20 protein-coding genes and 1 riboswitch are annotated in these 17,930 nt (G+C 70.3%); of the genes, 9 read left to right on the top strand and 11 right to left on the bottom strand.

Annotated features, from left to right (window positions below):
• Window positions 1-181: 181 nt before the first annotated feature.
• The 7 genes from ACWD6R_RS30045 to ACWD6R_RS30015 form a co-directional block, all read right to left on the bottom strand.
• A complete protein-coding gene (locus ACWD6R_RS30045) occupies window positions 182-1,093 on the bottom strand; it encodes a hypothetical protein (protein WP_451821566.1) in 912 nt (303 codons plus the stop codon).
• Window positions 1,094-1,143: 50 nt separating this feature from the next.
• A complete protein-coding gene (gene metF / locus ACWD6R_RS30040) occupies window positions 1,144-2,061 on the bottom strand; it encodes a methylenetetrahydrofolate reductase [NAD(P)H] (protein ID WP_451821568.1) in 918 nt (305 codons plus the stop codon).
• 155 nt (window positions 2,062-2,216) lie between these two features.
• Window positions 2,217-2,870 (bottom strand): thiamine phosphate synthase, encoded by a 654-nt coding sequence (gene thiE / locus ACWD6R_RS30035; RefSeq protein WP_451821565.1) that lies wholly within the window; start codon window positions 2,868-2,870, stop codon window positions 2,217-2,219.
• A gap of 122 nt (window positions 2,871-2,992) precedes the next feature.
• Window positions 2,993-3,358 carry an Rv2175c family DNA-binding protein gene (locus ACWD6R_RS30030; protein WP_451821564.1) on the bottom strand — a complete coding sequence of 122 codons (366 nt, stop codon included), beginning with the start codon at window positions 3,356-3,358 and terminating at the stop codon, window positions 2,993-2,995.
• A 42-nt stretch (window positions 3,359-3,400) separates the two neighbouring features.
• Window positions 3,401-3,601 (bottom strand): hypothetical protein, encoded by a 201-nt coding sequence (locus tag ACWD6R_RS30025; RefSeq protein ID WP_451821563.1) that lies wholly within the window; start codon window positions 3,599-3,601, stop codon window positions 3,401-3,403.
• Between the two features lie 85 nt (window positions 3,602-3,686).
• Window positions 3,687-4,940 (bottom strand): NAD(P)/FAD-dependent oxidoreductase, encoded by a 1,254-nt coding sequence (locus tag ACWD6R_RS30020; RefSeq protein ID WP_451821562.1) that lies wholly within the window; start codon window positions 4,938-4,940, stop codon window positions 3,687-3,689.
• A 28-nt stretch (window positions 4,941-4,968) separates the two neighbouring features.
• The gene (locus tag ACWD6R_RS30015; protein ID WP_451821561.1) at window positions 4,969-5,310 is read right to left on the bottom strand and encodes a hypothetical protein; all 342 of its coding nucleotides are present in this window, start codon (window positions 5,308-5,310) and stop codon (window positions 4,969-4,971) included.
• A 50-nt stretch (window positions 5,311-5,360) separates the two neighbouring features.
• Window positions 5,361-5,473, top strand: a riboswitch (TPP riboswitch).
• Between ACWD6R_RS30015 and thiO the strand changes: the two genes are divergently transcribed.
• The 6 genes from thiO (at window position 5,471) to ACWD6R_RS29985 (ending at window position 11,244) form a co-directional block, all read left to right on the top strand.
• Window positions 5,471-6,679 carry a glycine oxidase ThiO gene (gene thiO, locus ACWD6R_RS30010; protein WP_451821560.1) on the top strand — a complete coding sequence of 403 codons (1,209 nt, stop codon included), beginning with the start codon at window positions 5,471-5,473 and terminating at the stop codon, window positions 6,677-6,679. Its footprint overlaps the riboswitch before it by 3 nt.
• Window positions 6,676-6,894, top strand: coding sequence for a sulfur carrier protein ThiS (gene thiS / locus ACWD6R_RS30005; protein ID WP_398948452.1), 219 nt, complete (start codon window positions 6,676-6,678; stop codon window positions 6,892-6,894). Before thiO ends, thiS begins: the two co-directional genes overlap by 4 nt.
• A gap of 2 nt (window positions 6,895-6,896) precedes the next feature.
• Window positions 6,897-7,691, top strand: a complete 795-nt coding sequence (locus ACWD6R_RS30000) for a thiazole synthase (RefSeq protein WP_451821559.1) — start codon at window positions 6,897-6,899, stop codon at window positions 7,689-7,691.
• 123 nt (window positions 7,692-7,814) lie between these two features.
• Window positions 7,815-9,725: a Stk1 family PASTA domain-containing Ser/Thr kinase gene (pknB, locus tag ACWD6R_RS29995; RefSeq protein ID WP_451821558.1), complete on the top strand. Its 1,911-nt coding sequence runs from the start codon at window positions 7,815-7,817 to the stop codon at window positions 9,723-9,725.
• A gap of 6 nt (window positions 9,726-9,731) precedes the next feature.
• Window positions 9,732-10,589 carry a deoxyribonuclease IV gene (locus ACWD6R_RS29990; protein ID WP_451821557.1) on the top strand — a complete coding sequence of 286 codons (858 nt, stop codon included), beginning with the start codon at window positions 9,732-9,734 and terminating at the stop codon, window positions 10,587-10,589.
• A gap of 85 nt (window positions 10,590-10,674) precedes the next feature.
• Window positions 10,675-11,244, top strand: a complete 570-nt coding sequence (locus tag ACWD6R_RS29985) for a DUF4396 domain-containing protein (protein ID WP_451821556.1) — start codon at window positions 10,675-10,677, stop codon at window positions 11,242-11,244.
• A gap of 27 nt (window positions 11,245-11,271) precedes the next feature.
• On the opposite strand, the gene ACWD6R_RS29980 is transcribed toward ACWD6R_RS29985, so the two are convergent.
• Window positions 11,272-11,904: a sulfite oxidase-like oxidoreductase gene (locus tag ACWD6R_RS29980; protein ID WP_451821555.1), complete on the bottom strand. Its 633-nt coding sequence runs from the start codon at window positions 11,902-11,904 to the stop codon at window positions 11,272-11,274.
• Window positions 11,905-12,058: 154 nt separating this feature from the next.
• Between ACWD6R_RS29980 and bfr the strand changes: the two genes are divergently transcribed.
• Window positions 12,059-12,538: a bacterioferritin gene (bfr, locus tag ACWD6R_RS29975; protein ID WP_451821554.1), complete on the top strand. Its 480-nt coding sequence runs from the start codon at window positions 12,059-12,061 to the stop codon at window positions 12,536-12,538.
• Between the two features lie 47 nt (window positions 12,539-12,585).
• Here the strand turns inward: bfr and ACWD6R_RS29970 are convergent, their stop codons facing one another.
• Window positions 12,586-12,918 (bottom strand): (2Fe-2S)-binding protein, encoded by a 333-nt coding sequence (locus tag ACWD6R_RS29970; RefSeq protein ID WP_451821567.1) that lies wholly within the window; start codon window positions 12,916-12,918, stop codon window positions 12,586-12,588.
• Between the two features lie 169 nt (window positions 12,919-13,087).
• Window positions 13,088-14,434, bottom strand: coding sequence for a class II 3-deoxy-7-phosphoheptulonate synthase (locus tag ACWD6R_RS29965; RefSeq protein WP_451821553.1), 1,347 nt, complete (start codon window positions 14,432-14,434; stop codon window positions 13,088-13,090).
• Between the two features lie 102 nt (window positions 14,435-14,536).
• On the opposite strand from ACWD6R_RS29965, the gene ACWD6R_RS29960 reads away from it, so the two are divergent.
• Entirely contained in the window at window positions 14,537-14,593 is a 57-nt protein-coding gene (locus ACWD6R_RS29960; protein WP_107063558.1) for a trp operon leader peptide, read from the top strand.
• Window positions 14,594-14,687: 94 nt separating this feature from the next.
• Entirely contained in the window at window positions 14,688-16,574 is a 1,887-nt protein-coding gene (locus ACWD6R_RS29955) for an anthranilate synthase family protein (RefSeq protein ID WP_451821552.1), read from the top strand.
• Window positions 16,575-16,874: 300 nt separating this feature from the next.
• Here the strand turns inward: ACWD6R_RS29955 and ACWD6R_RS29950 are convergent, their stop codons facing one another.
• A complete protein-coding gene (locus ACWD6R_RS29950) occupies window positions 16,875-17,879 on the bottom strand; it encodes a 2-hydroxyacid dehydrogenase (protein WP_451821551.1) in 1,005 nt (334 codons plus the stop codon).
• Between the last annotated feature and the right edge of the window lie 51 nt (window positions 17,880-17,930).

Genomic DNA, 17,930 nt, shown 5'->3' with positions numbered 1-17,930 from the left:
GAAGGAGCTACTAGGGCATTTCGGCAACGCGGGAAGCGTGCGTGCCAGGGCGTGGCCGCCCGATCAGAGGTCACCCGACAGGCTCTGAGGGGGCGGGTGCCGGGCACGTCCGGTCGCCGATCCGTCCTCCAGCAGCCGCCGGGCTCGGCCTTCGCCCGACGGCGCGGCGCGGCCCGCCCCGTCAGTAGCGGTACTGGTCGTTGTAGCCGGTGTCGTAGCCGTTCGGGAACGGCGCGGGCTGCTCCGGTGGCAGCGGCGGGTGCTGCTCGCCCTCGCGCTGCTGCGGCACCCAGACGCCGCCCGGCGGCGTCTCGGAGGCGTACTGCTGGGCGTAGGGGTCTGCCGTGAACTGCTGCTGACCGCCGTAGCTGTCATGGCTCGCGTACGGGTCCTGCGCCCCATGCTGCGGGGAGCCGGTGGTGGTGCCGATGTACGGGTCGGAGTACGCGGCGTACTGCTGCCGGCCCGTGCCGTAGTCGTACTGTCCGGCGTAGGAGTCCTGGCTCGCGTACGTGCCCTGCCCGCCGTAGCTGTCCTGGCCGGGGTACGCGTCCTGGGCGGGCGCGGTGTACGCGGAGGAGTCCGGGTACGGGTCGTAGGAGGCGTACTGGGGCTGGGACTGCTGCGCGGGCTGGGAGTCGGTGTAGATGCCGTACTGCCCGGTGTCGTCGGGCAGCGGCTCCGGCTCGTAGACCGCGGCCCCGCTCGCGGGAGCGGGGCTGTTCGCCTCGTCCTGGTCCGAGCGGTCGTACTCCATCTCCAGGTCCGACACCTCCAGCGTGGGCTCCCGGTGGGTGTCCCGGACGCCCCCCGACCGGCGGCGACGGCTCTCGCCCGGGCTGCCCCCTATGGCCCAGCCGGTCGAGAAGCCGCGCCGGAACGAGAGCGTGACGTACGTCTGGCCGGTGGCGAACGCGATCGCGCCGACGGCGATGACGAACACGGACGGCATCAGTACGCCGACGACCACACAGGCGAAGCCGCCGAAGGCGAGCAGGCGCCAGCGAAGGCGCGCCTTGTACTGCAGCAGCACCTCACCGAGCAGCCACAACGCCACGATGCCGAACGCGATGTAGAGGACCGTCCAGCCCATGCCCGCCCCCTTCTACGGCCACCGCCCCGGGTCGTGGCGGGTACGGCCGGTCACGACTGCTTGTGCAGTCCGAGATTCTCGTAGATTTCGAGCGTCGCCGTCGAGTTGTTGAGCGTGATGAAGTGCAGTCCGGGCACACCCTCGGAGCGCAGCCTCGCGCAGAACTCCGTCGCGAACTCAATGCCAATGGAGCGTACAGCGGCGGGATCGTCCTTGACGGCGAGGATGCGTTCTTTCAGCGACGACGGCAGCGACGCGTTGCTGAGCTGCGGAAACCGCTCCAACTGCTTGACGCTGGTGAGCGGCATGACCTCGGGGATGATCGGCGTGTCGCAACCCGCAGCAACCACTCGGTCACGCATACGCACATAGTCGTCCGGATTGAAGAACATCTGCGTGATCGCATAGTCGGCGCCGGCGCGGCACTTGTCCACGAAATGCTGGATGTCGGCGTCCCAGTCGGTCGAGCGCGGGTGCATCTCGGGAAATGCGGCGACGCCGACACAGAAATCGCCGGATTCCTTGATGAGCCGGACGAGATCGGCCGCGTACCGCACACCCTGCGGGTGCTCGGCCCACTCGCCCATCGGGTCGCCCGGCGGGTCGCCGCGCACGGCGAGGATGTTCCTGATTCCGGCGTCCGCGTACTGCCCGATCATGTTGCGGAGTTCGGCGACGGAGTGGTTGACGGCGGTCAGATGGGCGACCGGGGTGAGCGTGGAATCGGCAGCGATCTGCTGGGTGGCCCGCACCGTTCCGGCCCGGGTGGAGCCGCCGGCGCCGTACGTCACGGAGACGAAGCTCGGCCCCACTGCCTCGACACGGCGCAGGGCATTCCAGAGATTCCGCTCGCCCTTCTCGGTTTTGGGTGCCCAGAACTCGAACGAATACGACGTCTTGCCGGTCGCGAGAAGCTCACGCACGGTGCATGCGTGATCTGTCCTGGTAGAAGGAGTGCCAAGGGCCATACTGAAGGTTAACCAGGGCTCGAGGGTGCCCCAGCCAGACCAGCGGCAATTGCCCGAATTGACTGGTGGTTTGTCCACCCCTCGGACACCCTTCGTGCAGTCTCCGGGCGGACCCGGTCGTTCATGGATGCCCCGCGACATTCCTGACGTGCTTGTCAGACGTCGGCGCGTGCCCTGATCCGCTTCGCGAGCCCGGCGGCGGCCGCAGCCGGGTCGTCGGCCTCGGTGATGGCCCGTACGACCACGACCCTGCGCGCCCCCGCGTCCAGCACCTCGTCGAGGTTGTCCGCGTCGATCCCGCCGATGGCGAACCACGGGCGCGTCCGGCCGAGCGAGGCGGCGTACCGCACGAGGTCGAGGCCCGGGGCGTGCCGGCCCGGCTTGGTCGGGGTGGGCCAGCAGGGTCCGGTGCAGAAGTAGTCCACGCCGGGCTCGGCGACGGCCACGTCGACCTCGGACTCGGCGTGTGTGGAGCGGCCGATCAGCACGTCCTCGCCGAGGACGGCGCGGGCGGCGGGCACGGGCAGGTCCCCCTGGCCGAGGTGGAGCACATCGGAGCCGATGGCATGGGCCACATCGGCCCGGTCGTTCACCGCGAGGAGCGTGCCGTGGCGCCTGCAGGCGTCGGCGAGGACAGCGAGGTGTTCGAGCTCCTCGGCCGCTTCCATGCCCTTGTCGCGCAGCTGGACGATGTCGACGCCGGAGGAGAGCACGGCGTCGAGGAATTCGGGGAGGTCGCCCTGGCGCCTGCGGGCATCCGTGCACAGATAGAGCCGGGCATCGGACAGCAGCGCGCGAGGCGTGGGCATGGTGCGGTTCCCCCTTGGGACGGAGCGGCTGGTGGTGCGGAGCGGTACGGCGGGGCGGCTCGATGCGGCGGTACGGGCCGTGCAGAGGCGCACGGCCCGTACCCCGCGTACGGTCGTCCCGGTCAGACGGCGAGCGCCTGGGCGCGGCGCTTCACCTCCGTGCCGCGATTCTCGCTCAGCGCCTGTGCGGGGGTACCCGGCAGGCTCGGGTCAGGGGTGAAGAGCCATTCCAGCATCTCTTCGTCGGAGTAGCCGTCGTCCCTCAGGAGCGTCAGGGTGCCGGAGAGGCCCTTGACCACCTTGTTGCCGTCGATGAAGGCAGCAGGCACCTGGAGCGCCCGGTTCTCACCACGTCGTACGGCGATGAGCTGGCCTTCCTTGACCAGCTGCCGCACGCGCGTCACCTCGATATCGAACATTTCTGCGATGTCGGGGAGGTGGAGCCAGGCAGGGACGAGAGCATCGATCTTTGCGTCAATCTCGGTCACAGGACAAGCCTGCCATCCCGCACTGACAGCCGATACCCGGGCTCATCCCTTCAGGGCCTCGCGAACCACGTCCGCGACGCGGCAACGGGACTGCTGTTCGTTGGTGATCCAGCCGTGGGCGGACTCCAGGACACGCGAGTAGCAGGCTCCGGTGTCGGTGGTGCCCCGGTACTTCTCGGCCGAGGCTCCGTCCGCGGCGGTGACCACGCCGCCCGTGCGGGCGAGGTTGCCGGTCGAGTCCACGGTGTCGTCCGTGACGGTGGGTGGAGCCGTCCTCACGCGGGGTCGCAGGGCGCCGGGAGCCCACTCCCTGTCGTGGGGGAGGCCGTTACTGACGTACCGCCGATTTCAGCGGCACGGAGGGATCGGCCGCCCGCACCGGATCGAGCCGCGTCCCCGCCTCGATGAGCTTGCGCCCCTGGGCCAGGTCGCGCGGCCGGCCGACGGCGAGGACGGCGACCAGCGCGCCGTCCCGCAGCCAGAGCACCGACCAGGCGGGGCCGTCCGGGTCGCCGCGCCACAGCAGGGTGTCGGCGCCCCCGTGATGGCCCGCGTACTGCACGAACCGGTCGAACTGCTCGGACCAGAAGTACGGCACGGGGTCGTACGTGAGAGGCTGCGGCGCCCCGCAGGATCCGGCGCCGATGATGTTGGCGGCGGCGGTCCGCGGCCCCTGGACGGCGTTGTCCCAGTGGTGGACGAGGAGGCGCGTGCCGTACCGCGCGGAGGGGAAGGAGGCGCAGTCCCCGACGGCGTACACATCGGGCAGGGAGGTTCGCAGCGCTTCGTCGGCGGTCACCGATCCGTCCGGTCCGAGCGCGATGCCGGAGCCGGCCAGCCAGGCGGTGGCGGGCCGGGCACCGATCCCGACGACCACCGCTCCGGCCGCGAGTGCGCGGCCGTCGGCGAGGACCACCCGGCCGGGCTCGATGCGGGCCACCGGGGCACCGGTGAGGAGTTCCGCGCCGCTCTCCCCGTACCAGCGGGCCATCGGAGCGGCGACCTCGGCGGGCAGGACGCCCGCGAGCGGCCGGTCGGCGGCCTCGACGACGGTGACCTCGCAGCCCGCAGCGCGGGCCGCGGTGGCGAACTCCGCGCCGATCCATCCGGCGCCGACGACCACGACGGTGTGCTGCTCACCGAGGACCGGCCGCAGCCGTGCGGCGTCGTCGAGGGTGCGCAGCAGATGGACGCCGCGCACACCCTCGGAGCCCGGCAGCTCGACCGGTTCGGCGCCGGTGGCGATGACCAGGACGTCGTACGGGACGGGGCCCGTCGGGGTGTCCAGTTCGTGCGCCCCGGACCGCACGCCGGTCACGTCGCGGCCCAGTTGCAGCTCGATGTCGAGCGCCTCGAAGTCGATGTCGAAGGCGGAGTCCTCGGCGTTGCCGAGCAGCACCGCCTTGGACAGCGGCGGCCGGTCGTAGGGCTGGTGGGGTTCGGCGCCGATCAGGGTGACCGGGCCGGTGAAGCCCTGTTCCCGCAGGGCCACCGCGGTCTGCACACCGGCCATGCCCGCACCGACGATGACGATGCGGCGCTCGGTCCGCCGGTCCGGCTGCTCAGTCTGCTGCTCGCTCACCTGTCCACCTTAAACAACTGACAGTCCGTCAGCTGGACAGTTCCTCGACCACGCTCGTCCCGCTGCCCTCCTGTGACTCCCACTCCCACCGCTCGTCCAGCCGCACGCGGCCGTCCGCGAGGTCGACGACGGTGGAGAGGCAGTGTCCGGAGGATGTCGTTCCGTCCTGCTTCAACTGGACGTACCGAAAGTCGAGTCGATCGGCGGTCCTGGTGCCGACGAGATGGCCCCGGACCACGTCGCCGCCCGCGTACTCGGCCCAGATCCGGCCGTCCTCCTCGTGGTACGTGAAGCGGGTACGGGTGCCGACCTGGCCCGGCGCCTGGTCGGCGACCGGCGAGAGGACGAGTCCGTCGAGCGAACGGGCCACGATGGCTGCTCCCTTACCGGGTCCGGGGACGGGGTCTAGGGTGGCCACCGTAAGACACTCGCGGGAGCCCGGACGCACCGGGCTGAGAGGGAGGCTGGGCGGCCTCCGACCGTACGAACCTGATCCGGGTCATGCCGGCGAAGGGAGGGGCTGGACGCCCATGCGTTCTTCCGGGAACACATCCGTATCCGCACAAGAATCCGACGTCCTCGTCATCGGGGGCGGGATCATCGGTCTGGTGACCGCCTGGCGGGCTGCGCAGCGCGGTCTGCGCACCGCGGTCGTCGACCCCGACCCGGGCGGCGGGGCCGCCCGGGTCGCGGCCGGGATGCTCGCCGCCGTCACCGAACTCCACTACGGCGAGCAGATGCTGCTCGGCCTCAATGTCGCGTCCGCCGCGCGCTACCCGGCCTTCGCGGCCGAACTGGAGGCGGCGAGCGGCCAGGACATCGGCTTCCGCACCTGCGGCACCCTGGCGGTCGCCCTGGACTCCGACGACCGCGCCCATCTGCGGGAGCTGCACGCGCTGCAGCAGCGTTCGGGGCTGGAGTCGGAGTGGCTCACCGGCCGTGAGTGCCGCCGGCTGGAGCCCATGCTGGCGCCGGGCGTGCGCGGCGGGCTGCGGGTCGACGGCGACCACCAGGTCGATCCCCGCCGACTGGCCGCCGCTCTGCTGACGGCCTGCGAACGGGCCGGGGTGGTCTTCCACCGCGACTGGGCAAAACGCCTCGGGGTGGCACGGGACCGAGCCGCCGGAGCCGTACTCGCGGCCGGTACGGAGCTGGCCGCCGACCAGGTCGTACTCGCCGCGGGCAGCCTCAGCGGGCGGCTCGCCGGGCTGCCGGACGAGGCCGTTCCCCCGGTGCGGCCCGTGAAGGGACAGGTGCTCCGGCTGACCGTGCCCGCCGCTTACGCACCGTTCCTCACCCGCACCGTGCGGGCCGCGGTCCGGGGCAGCCATGTCTATCTCGTCCCGCGCGAGAACGGCGAGCTCGTCGTCGGCGCGACCAGCGAGGAGATGGGCTGGGACACCACCGTCACGGCGGGCGGGGTGTACGAGCTGCTGCGCGACGCCCACGAGCTGGTGCCCGGCATCACCGAACTGCCGCTCACCGAGACCCGAGCCGGCCTTCGCCCCGCCTCTCCCGACAACGCCCCGCTGCTCGGCCCCACCGCCCTGCCCGGCCTCCACCTCGCCACCGGCCACCACCGCAACGGCGTGCTGCTCACCCCCGTCACCGGTGACGCCATGGCCGAGCTGCTGACCACCGGCGAGCTGCCCCCCGTGGCCCGCCCCTTCGCCCCCGGACGATTCGCACCCGCCCCCGTACCGCCCTCCGCCTCCGTACGTCAGGAGCAGCCCGCATGACCGACTCCCTTCCGCTCACCGTCTCCGTGAACGGCGATCCCCGTTCGATCGCCGCGGGCACCACCCTGGAGACGCTTGTGGCGACTCTGACGGCGGCGCCCTCCGGGGTCGCCGCGGCCCTCAACGAGACCGTCGTCCCGCGCAGCCGCTGGTCGGCCGCCGCCCTCGCCGACGGCGACCGGATCGAAGTCCTCACCGCGGTCCAGGGAGGCTGACCATGTCCGACGATCTCTTCACCCTCGGCGGCACCACGTTCGGCTCCCGGCTGATCATGGGCACGGGCGGGGCGCCCAGTCTCGACGTGCTCGAACGCTCCCTGACGGCGTCCGGCACCGAGCTGACCACCGTCGCGATGCGCCGCCTCGACCCGACCGTGCAGGGCTCGGTCCTCTCCGTCCTCGAACGCCTCTCGATCCGCGTCCTGCCGAACACGGCGGGCTGCTTCACCGCGGGCGAGGCCGTGCTGACCGCCCGGCTGGCCCGCGAGGCGCTGGGCACCGACTGGATCAAGCTGGAGGTCGTGGCCGACGAGCGGACTCTCCTGCCCGACCCGGTCGAGCTGCTGGACGCCGCGGAGACCCTGGTGGACGACGGGTTCACCGTCCTGCCGTACACCAGCGACGACCCGGTGCTCGCCCGGAAACTGGAGAACGTGGGATGCGCGGCGATCATGCCGCTCGGCTCCCCCATCGGCTCCGGGCTCGGCATCCGCAATCCGCACAACTTCCAGCTGATCGTCGAGCAGGCCCGGGTGCCGGTCATTCTCGACGCGGGCGCCGGGACCGCCTCGGACGCGGCCCTCGCGATGGAGCTGGGGTGCGCGGCGGTGATGCTGGCTTCGGCAGTGACCCGGGCGCAGGAGCCCGAGCTGATGGCGGCGGCGATGCGGCACGCGGTGGACGGCGGGCGGCTGGCGTACCGCGCGGGCCGGATCCCGCGGCGCCACTTCGCGGAGGCCTCCTCACCGGTGGAGGGGCGGGCGGTGCTGGACCCGGAGCGGCCGGCGTTCTGAACGCGCGTTCCGAGGTCCGTACGCCCCTGAAGCGCATGTCCCTGTCACGGCTCGGCTGCAGTACGGCCCCGGGACAGCCCCGGCCCGCCAGCCATGTCCGGGGTAACTCGTAGACTCGGCTGCGTGGATATGACCCTCCAGGACCCCCTTGTCGGGCAGCTGCTCGACGGCCGTTACCGCGTCGATGCCCGCATCGCCGTGGGCGGGATGGCCACGGTCTACCGGGCCATGGACACCCGGCTCGACCGGGTGCTCGCCCTCAAGGTGATGCACCCGGCGCTCGCGACCGACGCCTCGTTCGTCGAGCGCTTCATCCGCGAGGCCAAGTCAGTGGCCAGGCTCGCCCACCCCAATGTGGTCGCGGTCTTCGACCAGGGCGCCCAGGGGGCGTACGTCTACCTGGCGATGGAGTACGTCGCGGGCTGCACGCTGCGCGACGTCCTGCGCGAGCGCGGCGCCCTGCAGCCGCGGGCCGCCTTGGACATCCTGGAGCCGGTCCTCGCCGCGCTCGGTGCCGCACACCGGGCGGGGTTCGTGCACCGCGACATGAAACCGGAGAACGTCCTGATAGGGGACGACGGCCGGGTGAAGGTCGCGGATTTCGGTCTCGTACGGGCTGTGGGCGCCGTCACGAACACCACCGGATCCGTCCTGGGCACCGTCTCCTACCTCGCCCCCGAGCAGATCGAGCACGGCACGGCGGACACCCGCGCCGATGTGTACGCCTGCGGTGTCGTGCTGTACGAGATGCTGACGGGCGCCAAGCCGCACACCGGCGACTCCCCCGCCCAGGTCATCTACCAGCATCTCAACGAGGACGTCCCGGCCCCCTCGGCCGTCGTCCCCGGGCTCGCGGTCGAGCTGGACCGCCTGGTCGCGAGCGCCACCGCCCGTAACCCCGAGATCCGCCCGTTCGACGCGGTGGCCCTGCTGGCCGAGGCCCGCACCGCGCGCGCCGCGCTCACCGACGAACAACTGGACGCCGTACCGCCGCAGGCCCTCGCCGAGGTGCACGACGTCGCCGAGGACCGCACGAGTGTGATCCCCCGGGTGCTCCCGGAGGGTCAGGGCACCGCCCACCACACCAGCCGGCTGGAGATGCCCCCGCCGCTGCCGCCCGAGCAGGACCGGCAGGCCCGACGCGGGCCGCGGCGCGGAATGCTTGCCGCGATCGTCGCCGTGCTGCTGGTGCTCGGGGCCGGTGCCGGTGTCTGGTACATCAACTCGGGACAGTTCACCCGGGTCCCCTCCCTTCTCGGCCAGACCGAGAAGGCGGCCGGGCAGCGGCTCTCGGACTCCGGGCTGGAGCTGAAGAGCGTCAAGCTGGCCTACAGCGACAGCGTCGAGCGCGGCAGGGTCATCGGCAGCGATCCGAAGTCCGGCGCCCGGATCCGGGGCAACGGCTCGGTGACGATCACCGTGTCGCGCGGCCCGGAGATCGTGAGGGTGCCCGCCGTCGAGGGCATCGCGCTGGCCGAGGCCAGGCAGACGCTGAAGAAGAGCGGGCTGGTGCCCGGCATGGTCACCAGGGAGTTCAGCAGGGAGTTCGACCGGGGCGACGTGATCCGTACGGATCCCGGAGCGGGCGCCGAGCGCCACCCCGACTCCGCGGTCGCCCTGGTCGTCAGCAAGGGCAGCCCGGTCGACGTCCCCGATGTCACCGGACTGTCGGTCCAGGACGCCACCGCCGCACTGGACGAGGAAGGGCTGAAGGCCGAGGTGCTGCCCGGCCGCGTCAACTCTCCCGAGGCCGAGGGCGACATCGCGCACCAGTCCCCGGGCCAGGGCGCCCAGGCCGCCGAGGGCGACACCATCACGCTCACGGTCTCCAAGGGCCCGCGGATGATCGACGTACCGGACGTCACCGGCAAGGACGTCGACGAGGCGACGAAGCTACTGAAGGAGGCGGGCTTCGAGGTCAAGGTCGACCGCCCGTTCCTCTCCTTCAGCGACAAGATCGCCAGTCAGTCCGTGGACGGCGGCGAACAGGCCCCCGAGGGCAGCACCATCACCATCAAGACCAAGGGGCTCTAGATCCATATGCGCAACCCCGTCGGCGGCCATATCCCCGTGGCCGGCGGCCTCGCCAAAGTCGGTCTGCCCTACGCCCGCGAGATGGGGGCGGAGGCCGTCCAGGTCTTCGTCGCCAATCCGCGCGGCTGGGCCACACCCACCGGGAACCCGGCGCAGGACGAACAGTTCCGCGCCGGGTGTGCAGACGAGTCGATACCGGCATACGTCCACGCCCCGTACCTGATCAATTTCGGCTCGCACACCGAGGCCACCGTGGAGAAGTCGGTGGACTCGCTGCGCCACTCCCTGCGCCGGGCCCGTGAGATCGGCGCCCTGGGCGTCGTGGTGCACACCGGCTCGGCGACCGGCGGCCGGCCGCGCGCGGAGGCCCTGGCGCAGGTACGGGCGCACATGAGGCCGCTCCTCGACGAGCTGACCCATGACGACGACCCATATCTGCTGCTGGAGTCGACCGCCGGACAGGGATTCTCGCTCTGCTCGCGGACCTGGGACTTCGGCCCGTATTTCGACGCACTCGACGCCCACCCCAAGCTCGGTATCTGTCTCGACACCTGCCACATCTACGCGGCGGGGCACGATCTGGCGGGCCCCGCGGGCATGAAGCAGACCCTGGACCTGCTGGTGGACACGGTCGGCGAGGGGCGGCTGAAGCTGATCCACGCCAATGACTCCAAGGACGTGGTCGGAGCCAACAAGGACCGGCACGAGAACATCGGCGCCGGACACATCGGCGAGGAGCCGTTCCGGGAGCTGTTCGCGCATCCGGCGACAGCGGGAGTACCACTGATCATCGAGACGCCGGGCGGCAAGGAAGGCCATGCGGCGGATGTGGCGCGACTGAAGGGGCTGCGCGACTGCGGGTGACCGCGAAACCCATTGAGGAATACCCCTAGGGGGTATATGGTTCTTGTCGTCGACAGGAACCGCTACCGGCATTGGGGGGATCGCCATGCAGCGCGACACGCGTGACGAAGAGCACCAGCAGCACGAGCAGCACCACGAGCACCACGGGCAGGGCCACGACGGCAGCAGCCATGCCGACCACTCGGCTCACGCCGGCCACGCGGCGCACTCCCCCGGCCGGGTCGACTGGGCCATGGCCGCGCGCGCCACACTGCACTGCCTCACCGGATGCGCCATCGGCGAGATCCTCGGCATGGTGATCGGCACGGCGCTCGGCTGGGGCAACACGGGGACGATGGTCCTCGCGATCATCCTGGCGTTCTTCTTCGGTTACATGCTGACGCTGCGCTCGATCCTGAAGGCCGGCGTCGACTTCCGTACCGCGTTCCGGGTCGCCCTGGCCGCCGACACCCTCTCCATCGCGGTGATGGAACTGATCGACAACGGCGTGATCGTCCTGTGGCCGGGCGCCATGGACGCACAGCTCGCCGACGCGCTGTTCTGGGGTGCACTCGCGCTGTCGCTGGCCGCCGCCTTCGTCGTCACCACACCGGTCAACAAGTGGATGATCGGCCGCGGCAAGGGCCACGCGGTGGTGCACCAGTACCACCACTGAGGAAGGCCCCGCACCGGGACCGTCAGGTCAGAGCTCGGGGCCTTCCCCGGGCTCTTCCTGGTAGGAGTAGCGCTGCTCGCGCCACGGGTCGCCGATGTTGTGGTAGCCGCGCTCCTCCCAGAAGCCCCGGCGATCGGCCGTCATGTACTCGACGCCCCGGACCCACTTGGGCCCCTTCCAGGCGTACAGGTGCGGTACGACAAGGCGCAGCGGGAAGCCGTGCTCCGCGGTGAGCAGCTCACCGCCCTTGTGGGTGGCGAAAAGCGTGCGGTCCGAGGTGAAGTCGGCGAGCCGCAGGTTCGAGCTGAATCCGTACTCGGCCCAGACCATCACATGCGTGACCTGGGGCGCGGGTGGCGCGAGTTCCAGGATCGTACGGGCGAGGACCCCGCCCCATTCGGCCCCGAGCATGCTGAATTTCGTGACGCAGTGCAGATCGGCGACGACCGAGGAGAACGGCAGGGCCGAGAACTCCTGGTGGTTCCAGCAGTGCTTCTCGCCGTCCGTGGTGGCCCCGAAGACCCGGAACTCCCAGCGGTCGGGCTTGAACTTGGGAACGGGCCCGTAGTGGGTAACCGGCCAACCGCGCTGCAGTCGCTGACCCGGCGGTAGCTCGGACTGCTCTGATTCGCGGTATTCCCGGCTTTCCGGCTGACCCATGCCTCCATGGTGACAGACAGGCAGGGGTGGTCATGACCAGGGTAGCGACTATTCGGACAACTCGTACTAAGCATGTACTTACTGGACGGCTGGGGGGTGCGGTGCGAGGATGCGGCCAACGTGCCCAGTTCACCGGTTGGAAGGAGCCTCTGCGATGCAGGGCGACCCCGAGGTCCTCGAGTTCCTGAACGAACAGCTGACCGCCGAATTGACTGCCATCAATCAGTACTTCCTGCATGCAAAGATGCAGGACAACTTCGGCTGGACGAAGCTCGCGAAGTACACGCGGTCCGAGTCGTTCGACGAGATGAAGCACGCCGAGACCCTGACGGACCGCATCCTCTTCCTCGATGGGCTCCCCAACTATCAGCGGCTCTTCCATGTACGCGTGGGCCAGACGGTCACCGAGATGTTCCAGGCCGACCGCCAGGTCGAGGTGGAGGCGATCGACCGGCTCAAGCGCGGTATCGAGTTGATGCGCGGGAAGGGCGACATCACGTCCGCAAATATCTTTGAATCGATCCTGGAGGACGAGGAGGAGCACATCGACTACCTCGACACCCAGCTGGAACTGATCGAGAAGCTCGGCGAGCCGCTCTACATCGCGCAGCAGATCGAGCAGCCCGACAGCTGAGTCCGGGACAGCTGAGTGCGGGACGGCCGGGTCCGGGAGAGCCGGGTTCAGGCCGCGTCGGGGAGCCGGATGCCCGGGACCGGACCGGGACCGATGCCCGGGATCCGCCCGGGGGCGATGCCCGGACCAATGCGGGGGGCCGCACCCGGTGCGGTCGAGGGGGTCTGCTCGGGGGCGTCACCGGGGGCCTGCTTCTGATCCAGCAGTTCCCGGCGCGCGCACGCACCGCGGCCGAGCATCGCCTGAATCCGGCGGACACAGCCACCGCAGTCGGTGCCCGCCTTGCAGGCGTTGGCTATCTGACGGGGGGTGCACGCCCCGGCGTCCGCATGTTCCTTGACCTGCTGCTCCGTAATGCCGAAACACGAGCAGACGTACATGCGGTTCACCTCCCGGCAGGATGGGTCATGGATGCCACCCCGCTGAACGGTGAGGCCAACCTAACCTTACCCGGCGCCCAGGACCGGTAAAAGTCCCGGAACGCCCTGTGGGGCACGGATCACATCGATCCGTGCCCCACAGTCGTACGTGCGCTACCTGCGGTGACGGCTACTGGTCCCGGTACATCTCGGCGACCAGGAACGCCAGGTCCAGCGACTGGCTGCGGTTGAGCCGCGGGTCGCAAGCCGTCTCGTACCGCTGGTGCAGGTCGTCCACGAAGATCTCGTGGCCGCCGCCGACGCACTCGGTGACGTCGTCACCGGTGAGCTCGACGTGGATGCCGCCCGGGTGCGTACCGAGGCCCTTGTGCACCTCGAAGAAGCCCTTGACCTCGTCCAGGACGTCGTCGAAGCGACGGGTCTTGTGGCCGGAGGCCGCCTCGAAGGTGTTGCCGTGCATCGGGTCGGTGACCCAGGCGACGACCGCACCGGACGCGGTGACCTTCTCGACCAGCGCGGGGAGCTTGTCGCGGACCTTGTCGGCGCCCATCCGGACGATGAAGGTCAGCCGGCCGGGCTCGCGGTCCGGGTCGAGGCGGTCGATGTAGCCGAGCGCCTCGTCGACGGTGGTCGTCGGGCCGAGCTTGATGCCGATGGGGTTACGGATCTTCGAGGCGAACTCGATGTGCGCGCCGTCCATCTGGCGGGTGCGCTCACCGATCCAGACCATGTGACCGGAGGTGTCGTACAGCTCACCGGTGCGCGAGTCGGTGCGGGTCAGCGCCGACTCGTAGTCCAGCAGCAGCCCCTCGTGCGAGGAGTAGAACTCGACCGCCTTGAACTCGGCCGGGTCGGTGCCGCACGCCTTCATGAAGTTCAGCGCGTTGTCGATCTCGCGGGCCAGCGCCTCGTAACGCTGACCGGACGGGGACGACTTCACGAAGTCCTGGTTCCAGGCGTGGACCTGGCGCAGGTCGGCGTAACCGCCGGTGGTGAAGGCGCGGACCAGGTTCAGCGTGGAAGCGGACGCGTGGTACATCTGCTTCAGCCGGTCCGGGTCCGGGACGCGGGCCTTCTCGGTGAAGGCGAAGCCGTTGACGGAGTCGCCGCGGTAGGTCGGCAGGGTCACGCCGTCGCGGGTCTCGGTCGACTTGGAGCGCGGCTTGGAGTACTGGCCGGCGATCCGGCCCACCTTGACGACGGGCACGGAGGCCGCGTAGGTCAGGACAGCGCTCATCTGGAGCAGCGTCTTCAGCTTGGCCCGGATGTGGTCGGCCGACACACCGTCGAAGGCCTCGGCGCAGTCGCCGCCCTGCAGCAGGAACGCCTCGCCCTTGGCGACGGCTCCCATGCGGGCGCGCAACTGGTCGCACTCGCCCGCGAAGACGAGCGGCGGATACGACGCGAGGTCCGCGAGTACATCGCGCAGAGCCTCGGCATCGGGGTACTCGGGCTGCTGCGCCGCGGGAAGGTCTCGCCAGGTGTTGCCACCGGCGACGGAGGTATTGGCGTTCACGGTCACAACCACAACATTACGGGGTCCAGGGGGGCATCCATCCGTACGCTCAACAGTTGAGACGCGCGCTCGGATGAACCGGGCGTCCGATAGGGTTCGGACATGTTCGCGCAGACGCACCAGAACTGGTGGTGGACCGCTCATCCGGCGGCCCACTGATTCATCGCGCGCGACAGACCACGCGAAGGCCGCCCGAGGGGCGGCCTTCTCTGCGTTTCGGGGCCGTTCCTCCATCCGGAAGGAACACCACCCCATGCCTCATCGCACCGCATCCGTCCTCGCCCGGCTGGTCCGGGACGACTGCCCGCCGTTCGCGCTGCTGCGCAGGCGCACCCCCGGTCACGACCACGACATCGTCGAGGTGCTGATCGGCCGGGTCCGGGAGGCCGACCGGCTCGCCGGTCTCCCGGTCGGACCGCAGCCCTCGCTCGCCCTGGTGCCGTTCCGGCAGATCGCCGAGCGCGGATTCGACGTGCGCGACGACGGGACACCGCTGTCCGTGCTCGTCGCGGACGAGACGTACGAGCTTCCGCTGGACGAGGTGCTCGCCGCGCTGCCCACCCATGACGTACGGGTCGAGCACGGCGCCTTCGACGTCCCCGACGCGGAGTACGCCGGCGTCGTCCGGCGGGTCATCGAGGACGAGATCGGGCAGGGCGAGGGCGCGAACTTCGTCATCCGGCGGACCTTCCAGGGCGACATCCCGGGGTTCGGGCGGACCGACGCGCTGGCCCTGTTCCGTCGGCTGCTGGCCGGTGAGCGGGGTGCGTACTGGACGTTCGTCGTGCACACCGGGGAGAGGACGCTGGTCGGCGCCAGCCCGGAAGTGCATGTGCGGATGTCCGGCGGGACGGTCGTGATGAACCCGATCAGCGGAACGTACCGCTACCCCGCCGAAGGGCCGACCGCCGAGAGCCTGCTGACCTTCCTCGGCGACCGCAAGGAGACCGAGGAGCTCTCCATGGTGGTCGACGAGGAACTGAAGATGATGTGCACCGTCGGCGACATGGGCGGCGTGGTGATCGGGCCGCGGCTCAAGGAGATGGCGCATCTCGCGCACACCGAGTACGAGCTGCGCGGGCGCTCCTCGCTGGATGTGCGGGAGGTGCTGAAGGAGACCATGTTCGCCGCGACCGTCACCGGCTCGCCCGTGCAGAACGCGTGCCGGGTCATCGAGCGGTACGAGCCCGGCGGCCGCGGCTACTACGCGGGCGCGCTGGCCCTGCTGCGGCAGGAGCCGGGCGGGGCACAGACCCTGGACTCGCCGATCCTGATCCGTACCGCCGACATCGCGGCCGACGGACGGCTGCGGGTGCCGGTCGGGGCGACGCTCGTACGCCACTCCGATCCGGACAGTGAGGTCGCCGAGACCCATGCGAAGGCGGCTGGGGTACTGACCGCACTGGGCGTGCGGCCGGGACGGCCTCGGGCGGAGGAGACGCGTCCGCAACTGGCCGGTGACCCCCGGGTGCGGGCCGCCCTGGACGCCCGGCGGGACGGGCTCGCGCCGTTCTGGCTGCGGATGCAGGAGCGCACGCAGGAGCTCTCCGGCCATGCGCTGGTGATCGACGGGGAGGACACCTTCACCGCGATGCTGGCGCATCTGCTGCGCGCCTCGGGCCTTGAGGTGTCGGTGCACCGCTACGACGAGCCGGGGCTGCGCGAGACCGTACGGGCGCACACGGGCCCGGTCGTGCTGGGCCCCGGGCCCGGGGATCCGGCCGACACCGGCGATCCGAAGATGCGGCTGCTGCGCGAGTTCGCCGCGGAGCTGGTGCGGGAGCACCGGCACGGGCTGCTGGGCGTGTGCCTGGGCCATGAACTGATCGCGGCGGAGCTGGGTCTGGAGATCGTCCGCAAGACCGTGTCGTACCAGGGCGCGCAGACCCGGATCGAGCTGTTCGGGCGCCCGGAGACGGTCGGTTTCTACAACAGCTTCACCGCACGCTGCGACGACGAGACGGTCACCGAGCTGGCCGCGCACTCCATCGAGGTGAGCCGGGACGCGGCCACCGGAGAACTGCACGCGCTGCGCGGGGGCGGGTTCGCGTCGGTGCAGTTCCACCCGGAGTCGGTGCTGACGCTGCGCGGCGCGTCGATCGTCGCCGAGCTGCTGGCGGGGCTGCCCGTGCCCGGCTGACCGCGGACGCGGACGGGGCTCCGGAATCCGCCGAGACGGGCCGGGGCCTCAGAGCCTTTCTTTCGGATCAGGCCGGGCTGATCCGACGACAGGACCCAATGTCGTGACCGGCAATGTTTTGCCCCATGAGGAGCGTCGTCCGGTGCGTGCGATCGCAAGGCGGCCGGAAGTCCCCCAGTGGGGTCTCCCCTGCTCGAACGAAGTTGAGAGCCTGGGGAAGGAGCTACCAGGACTTGTGGCCAACGCGGTGAGCGGGCGTGCTGGGCGGTGCGACGGGGCAAAGCCTGCCGGGGAGGGGCACTAGGCCTGGGGAGGCCTGGGGACGAGGACGTTGTCGCTGCGGCGGCGGGCCAGGTAGTCGGCGACGTTCTGCACGGTGGCGTCGATGATCTGCGCCACGGCGTCCTCCGTGTAGTACGCCTGGTGCGAGGTGACGATGACGTTCGGGAAGGTGACGAGCCGGGCCAGGGTGTCGTCGTCGACACCCTCCAGGGACTTGTCGAGGAAGAAGAGCCCGGCCTCCGCCTCGTACACATCGAGTCCGACACCGGTGAAGCGGCCCGCCCGCAATGCGGTGACCAGGGCCGAGGTGTCCACCAGTCCGCCACGGCTGGAGTTGATCAGGATCACGTCGTCCTTCATCGCGGCCAGGGCTTCCTTACCGATGATGTGGTGGGTCGCGGGCAGCAGCGGGACATGGAGGCTGATCAGGTCGGACTCGGCGAGGAGCTGTTCCTTCTCGACGTAGGTCATGCCGAGTTCGGTGCAGGCGGGGTTCTCGGCCACGTCCCAGCCGAGCAGCTTCATCCCGAAGCCGTGCGCGATACGGGTGAAGGCCTCGCCGATCTTGCCCGTGCCGATCACGCCGACCGTACGGCCGTGCATGTCCCGGCCGAGGAGACCGTCGAGCCGGAAGTCGAAGTCGCGGGTGCGGCTCGCGGCGCGGATGATGCGGCGATTGACCGCCATGGCGAGCGTCCAGGCGAATTCGGCGACCGAGTACGGCGAGTAGTACGAGACCCGGGCGACCCGCAGGGCGAGACGTTCGGCGACATCGAGGTCGATGTTGTTGAAGCCCGTGGAGCGCTGGGCGATCATCTGCGTGCCGCCCGCGGCGAGCGTCTGCAGCACGCCGCTGCCCAGGTCGGCGTTGACGCTGGTGGAGATGATCTCGTAGCCCGCCGCGATGGGCGCGGTGTCCTTGTTGAGGAATACGTCCAGGCAGCGGACCTCGTGCTGTCCGGCGAAGGCCTTCTCGATCAGCGGCTTCTCGTCGGACTGCACACCGAATGCCAGGATTTCCACGATTTCTCCAGAAAGACAGAGTCACAGGCCGAATAGCCGCGAATATACGGC

Source organism: Streptomyces sp. NPDC005151 (assembly GCF_053599875.1).
The sequence above is the reverse complement of the archived record's forward strand: the minus strand, read 5'-3'. Positions and strand labels throughout refer to the sequence as shown.

What these genes read in the sequence shown, in the direction of transcription:
- ACWD6R_RS29970 (WP_451821567.1), bottom strand. Translation starts at nt 12,918, where the DNA reads ATGTACGTCTGCTCGTGTTTCGGCATTACGGAGCAGCAGGTCAAGGAA.
- ACWD6R_RS30045 (WP_451821566.1), bottom strand. Translation starts at nt 1,093, where the DNA reads ATGGGCTGGACGGTCCTCTACATCGCGTTCGGCATCGTGGCGTTGTGG.
- thiE (WP_451821565.1), bottom strand. Translation starts at nt 2,870, where the DNA reads ATGCCCACGCCTCGCGCGCTGCTGTCCGATGCCCGGCTCTATCTGTGC.
- ACWD6R_RS29955 (WP_451821552.1), top strand. Translation starts at nt 14,688, where the DNA reads ATGCCTCATCGCACCGCATCCGTCCTCGCCCGGCTGGTCCGGGACGAC.
- thiO (WP_451821560.1), top strand. Translation starts at nt 5,471, where the DNA reads ATGCGTTCTTCCGGGAACACATCCGTATCCGCACAAGAATCCGACGTC.
- metF (WP_451821568.1), bottom strand. Translation starts at nt 2,061, where the DNA reads ATGGCCCTTGGCACTCCTTCTACCAGGACAGATCACGCATGCACCGTG.
- bfr (WP_451821554.1), top strand. Translation starts at nt 12,059, where the DNA reads ATGCAGGGCGACCCCGAGGTCCTCGAGTTCCTGAACGAACAGCTGACC.
- ACWD6R_RS30000 (WP_451821559.1), top strand. Translation starts at nt 6,897, where the DNA reads ATGTCCGACGATCTCTTCACCCTCGGCGGCACCACGTTCGGCTCCCGG.
- ACWD6R_RS29985 (WP_451821556.1), top strand. Translation starts at nt 10,675, where the DNA reads ATGCAGCGCGACACGCGTGACGAAGAGCACCAGCAGCACGAGCAGCAC.
- ACWD6R_RS29990 (WP_451821557.1), top strand. Translation starts at nt 9,732, where the DNA reads ATGCGCAACCCCGTCGGCGGCCATATCCCCGTGGCCGGCGGCCTCGCC.
- ACWD6R_RS29980 (WP_451821555.1), bottom strand. Translation starts at nt 11,904, where the DNA reads ATGGGTCAGCCGGAAAGCCGGGAATACCGCGAATCAGAGCAGTCCGAG.
- thiS (WP_398948452.1), top strand. Translation starts at nt 6,676, where the DNA reads ATGACCGACTCCCTTCCGCTCACCGTCTCCGTGAACGGCGATCCCCGT.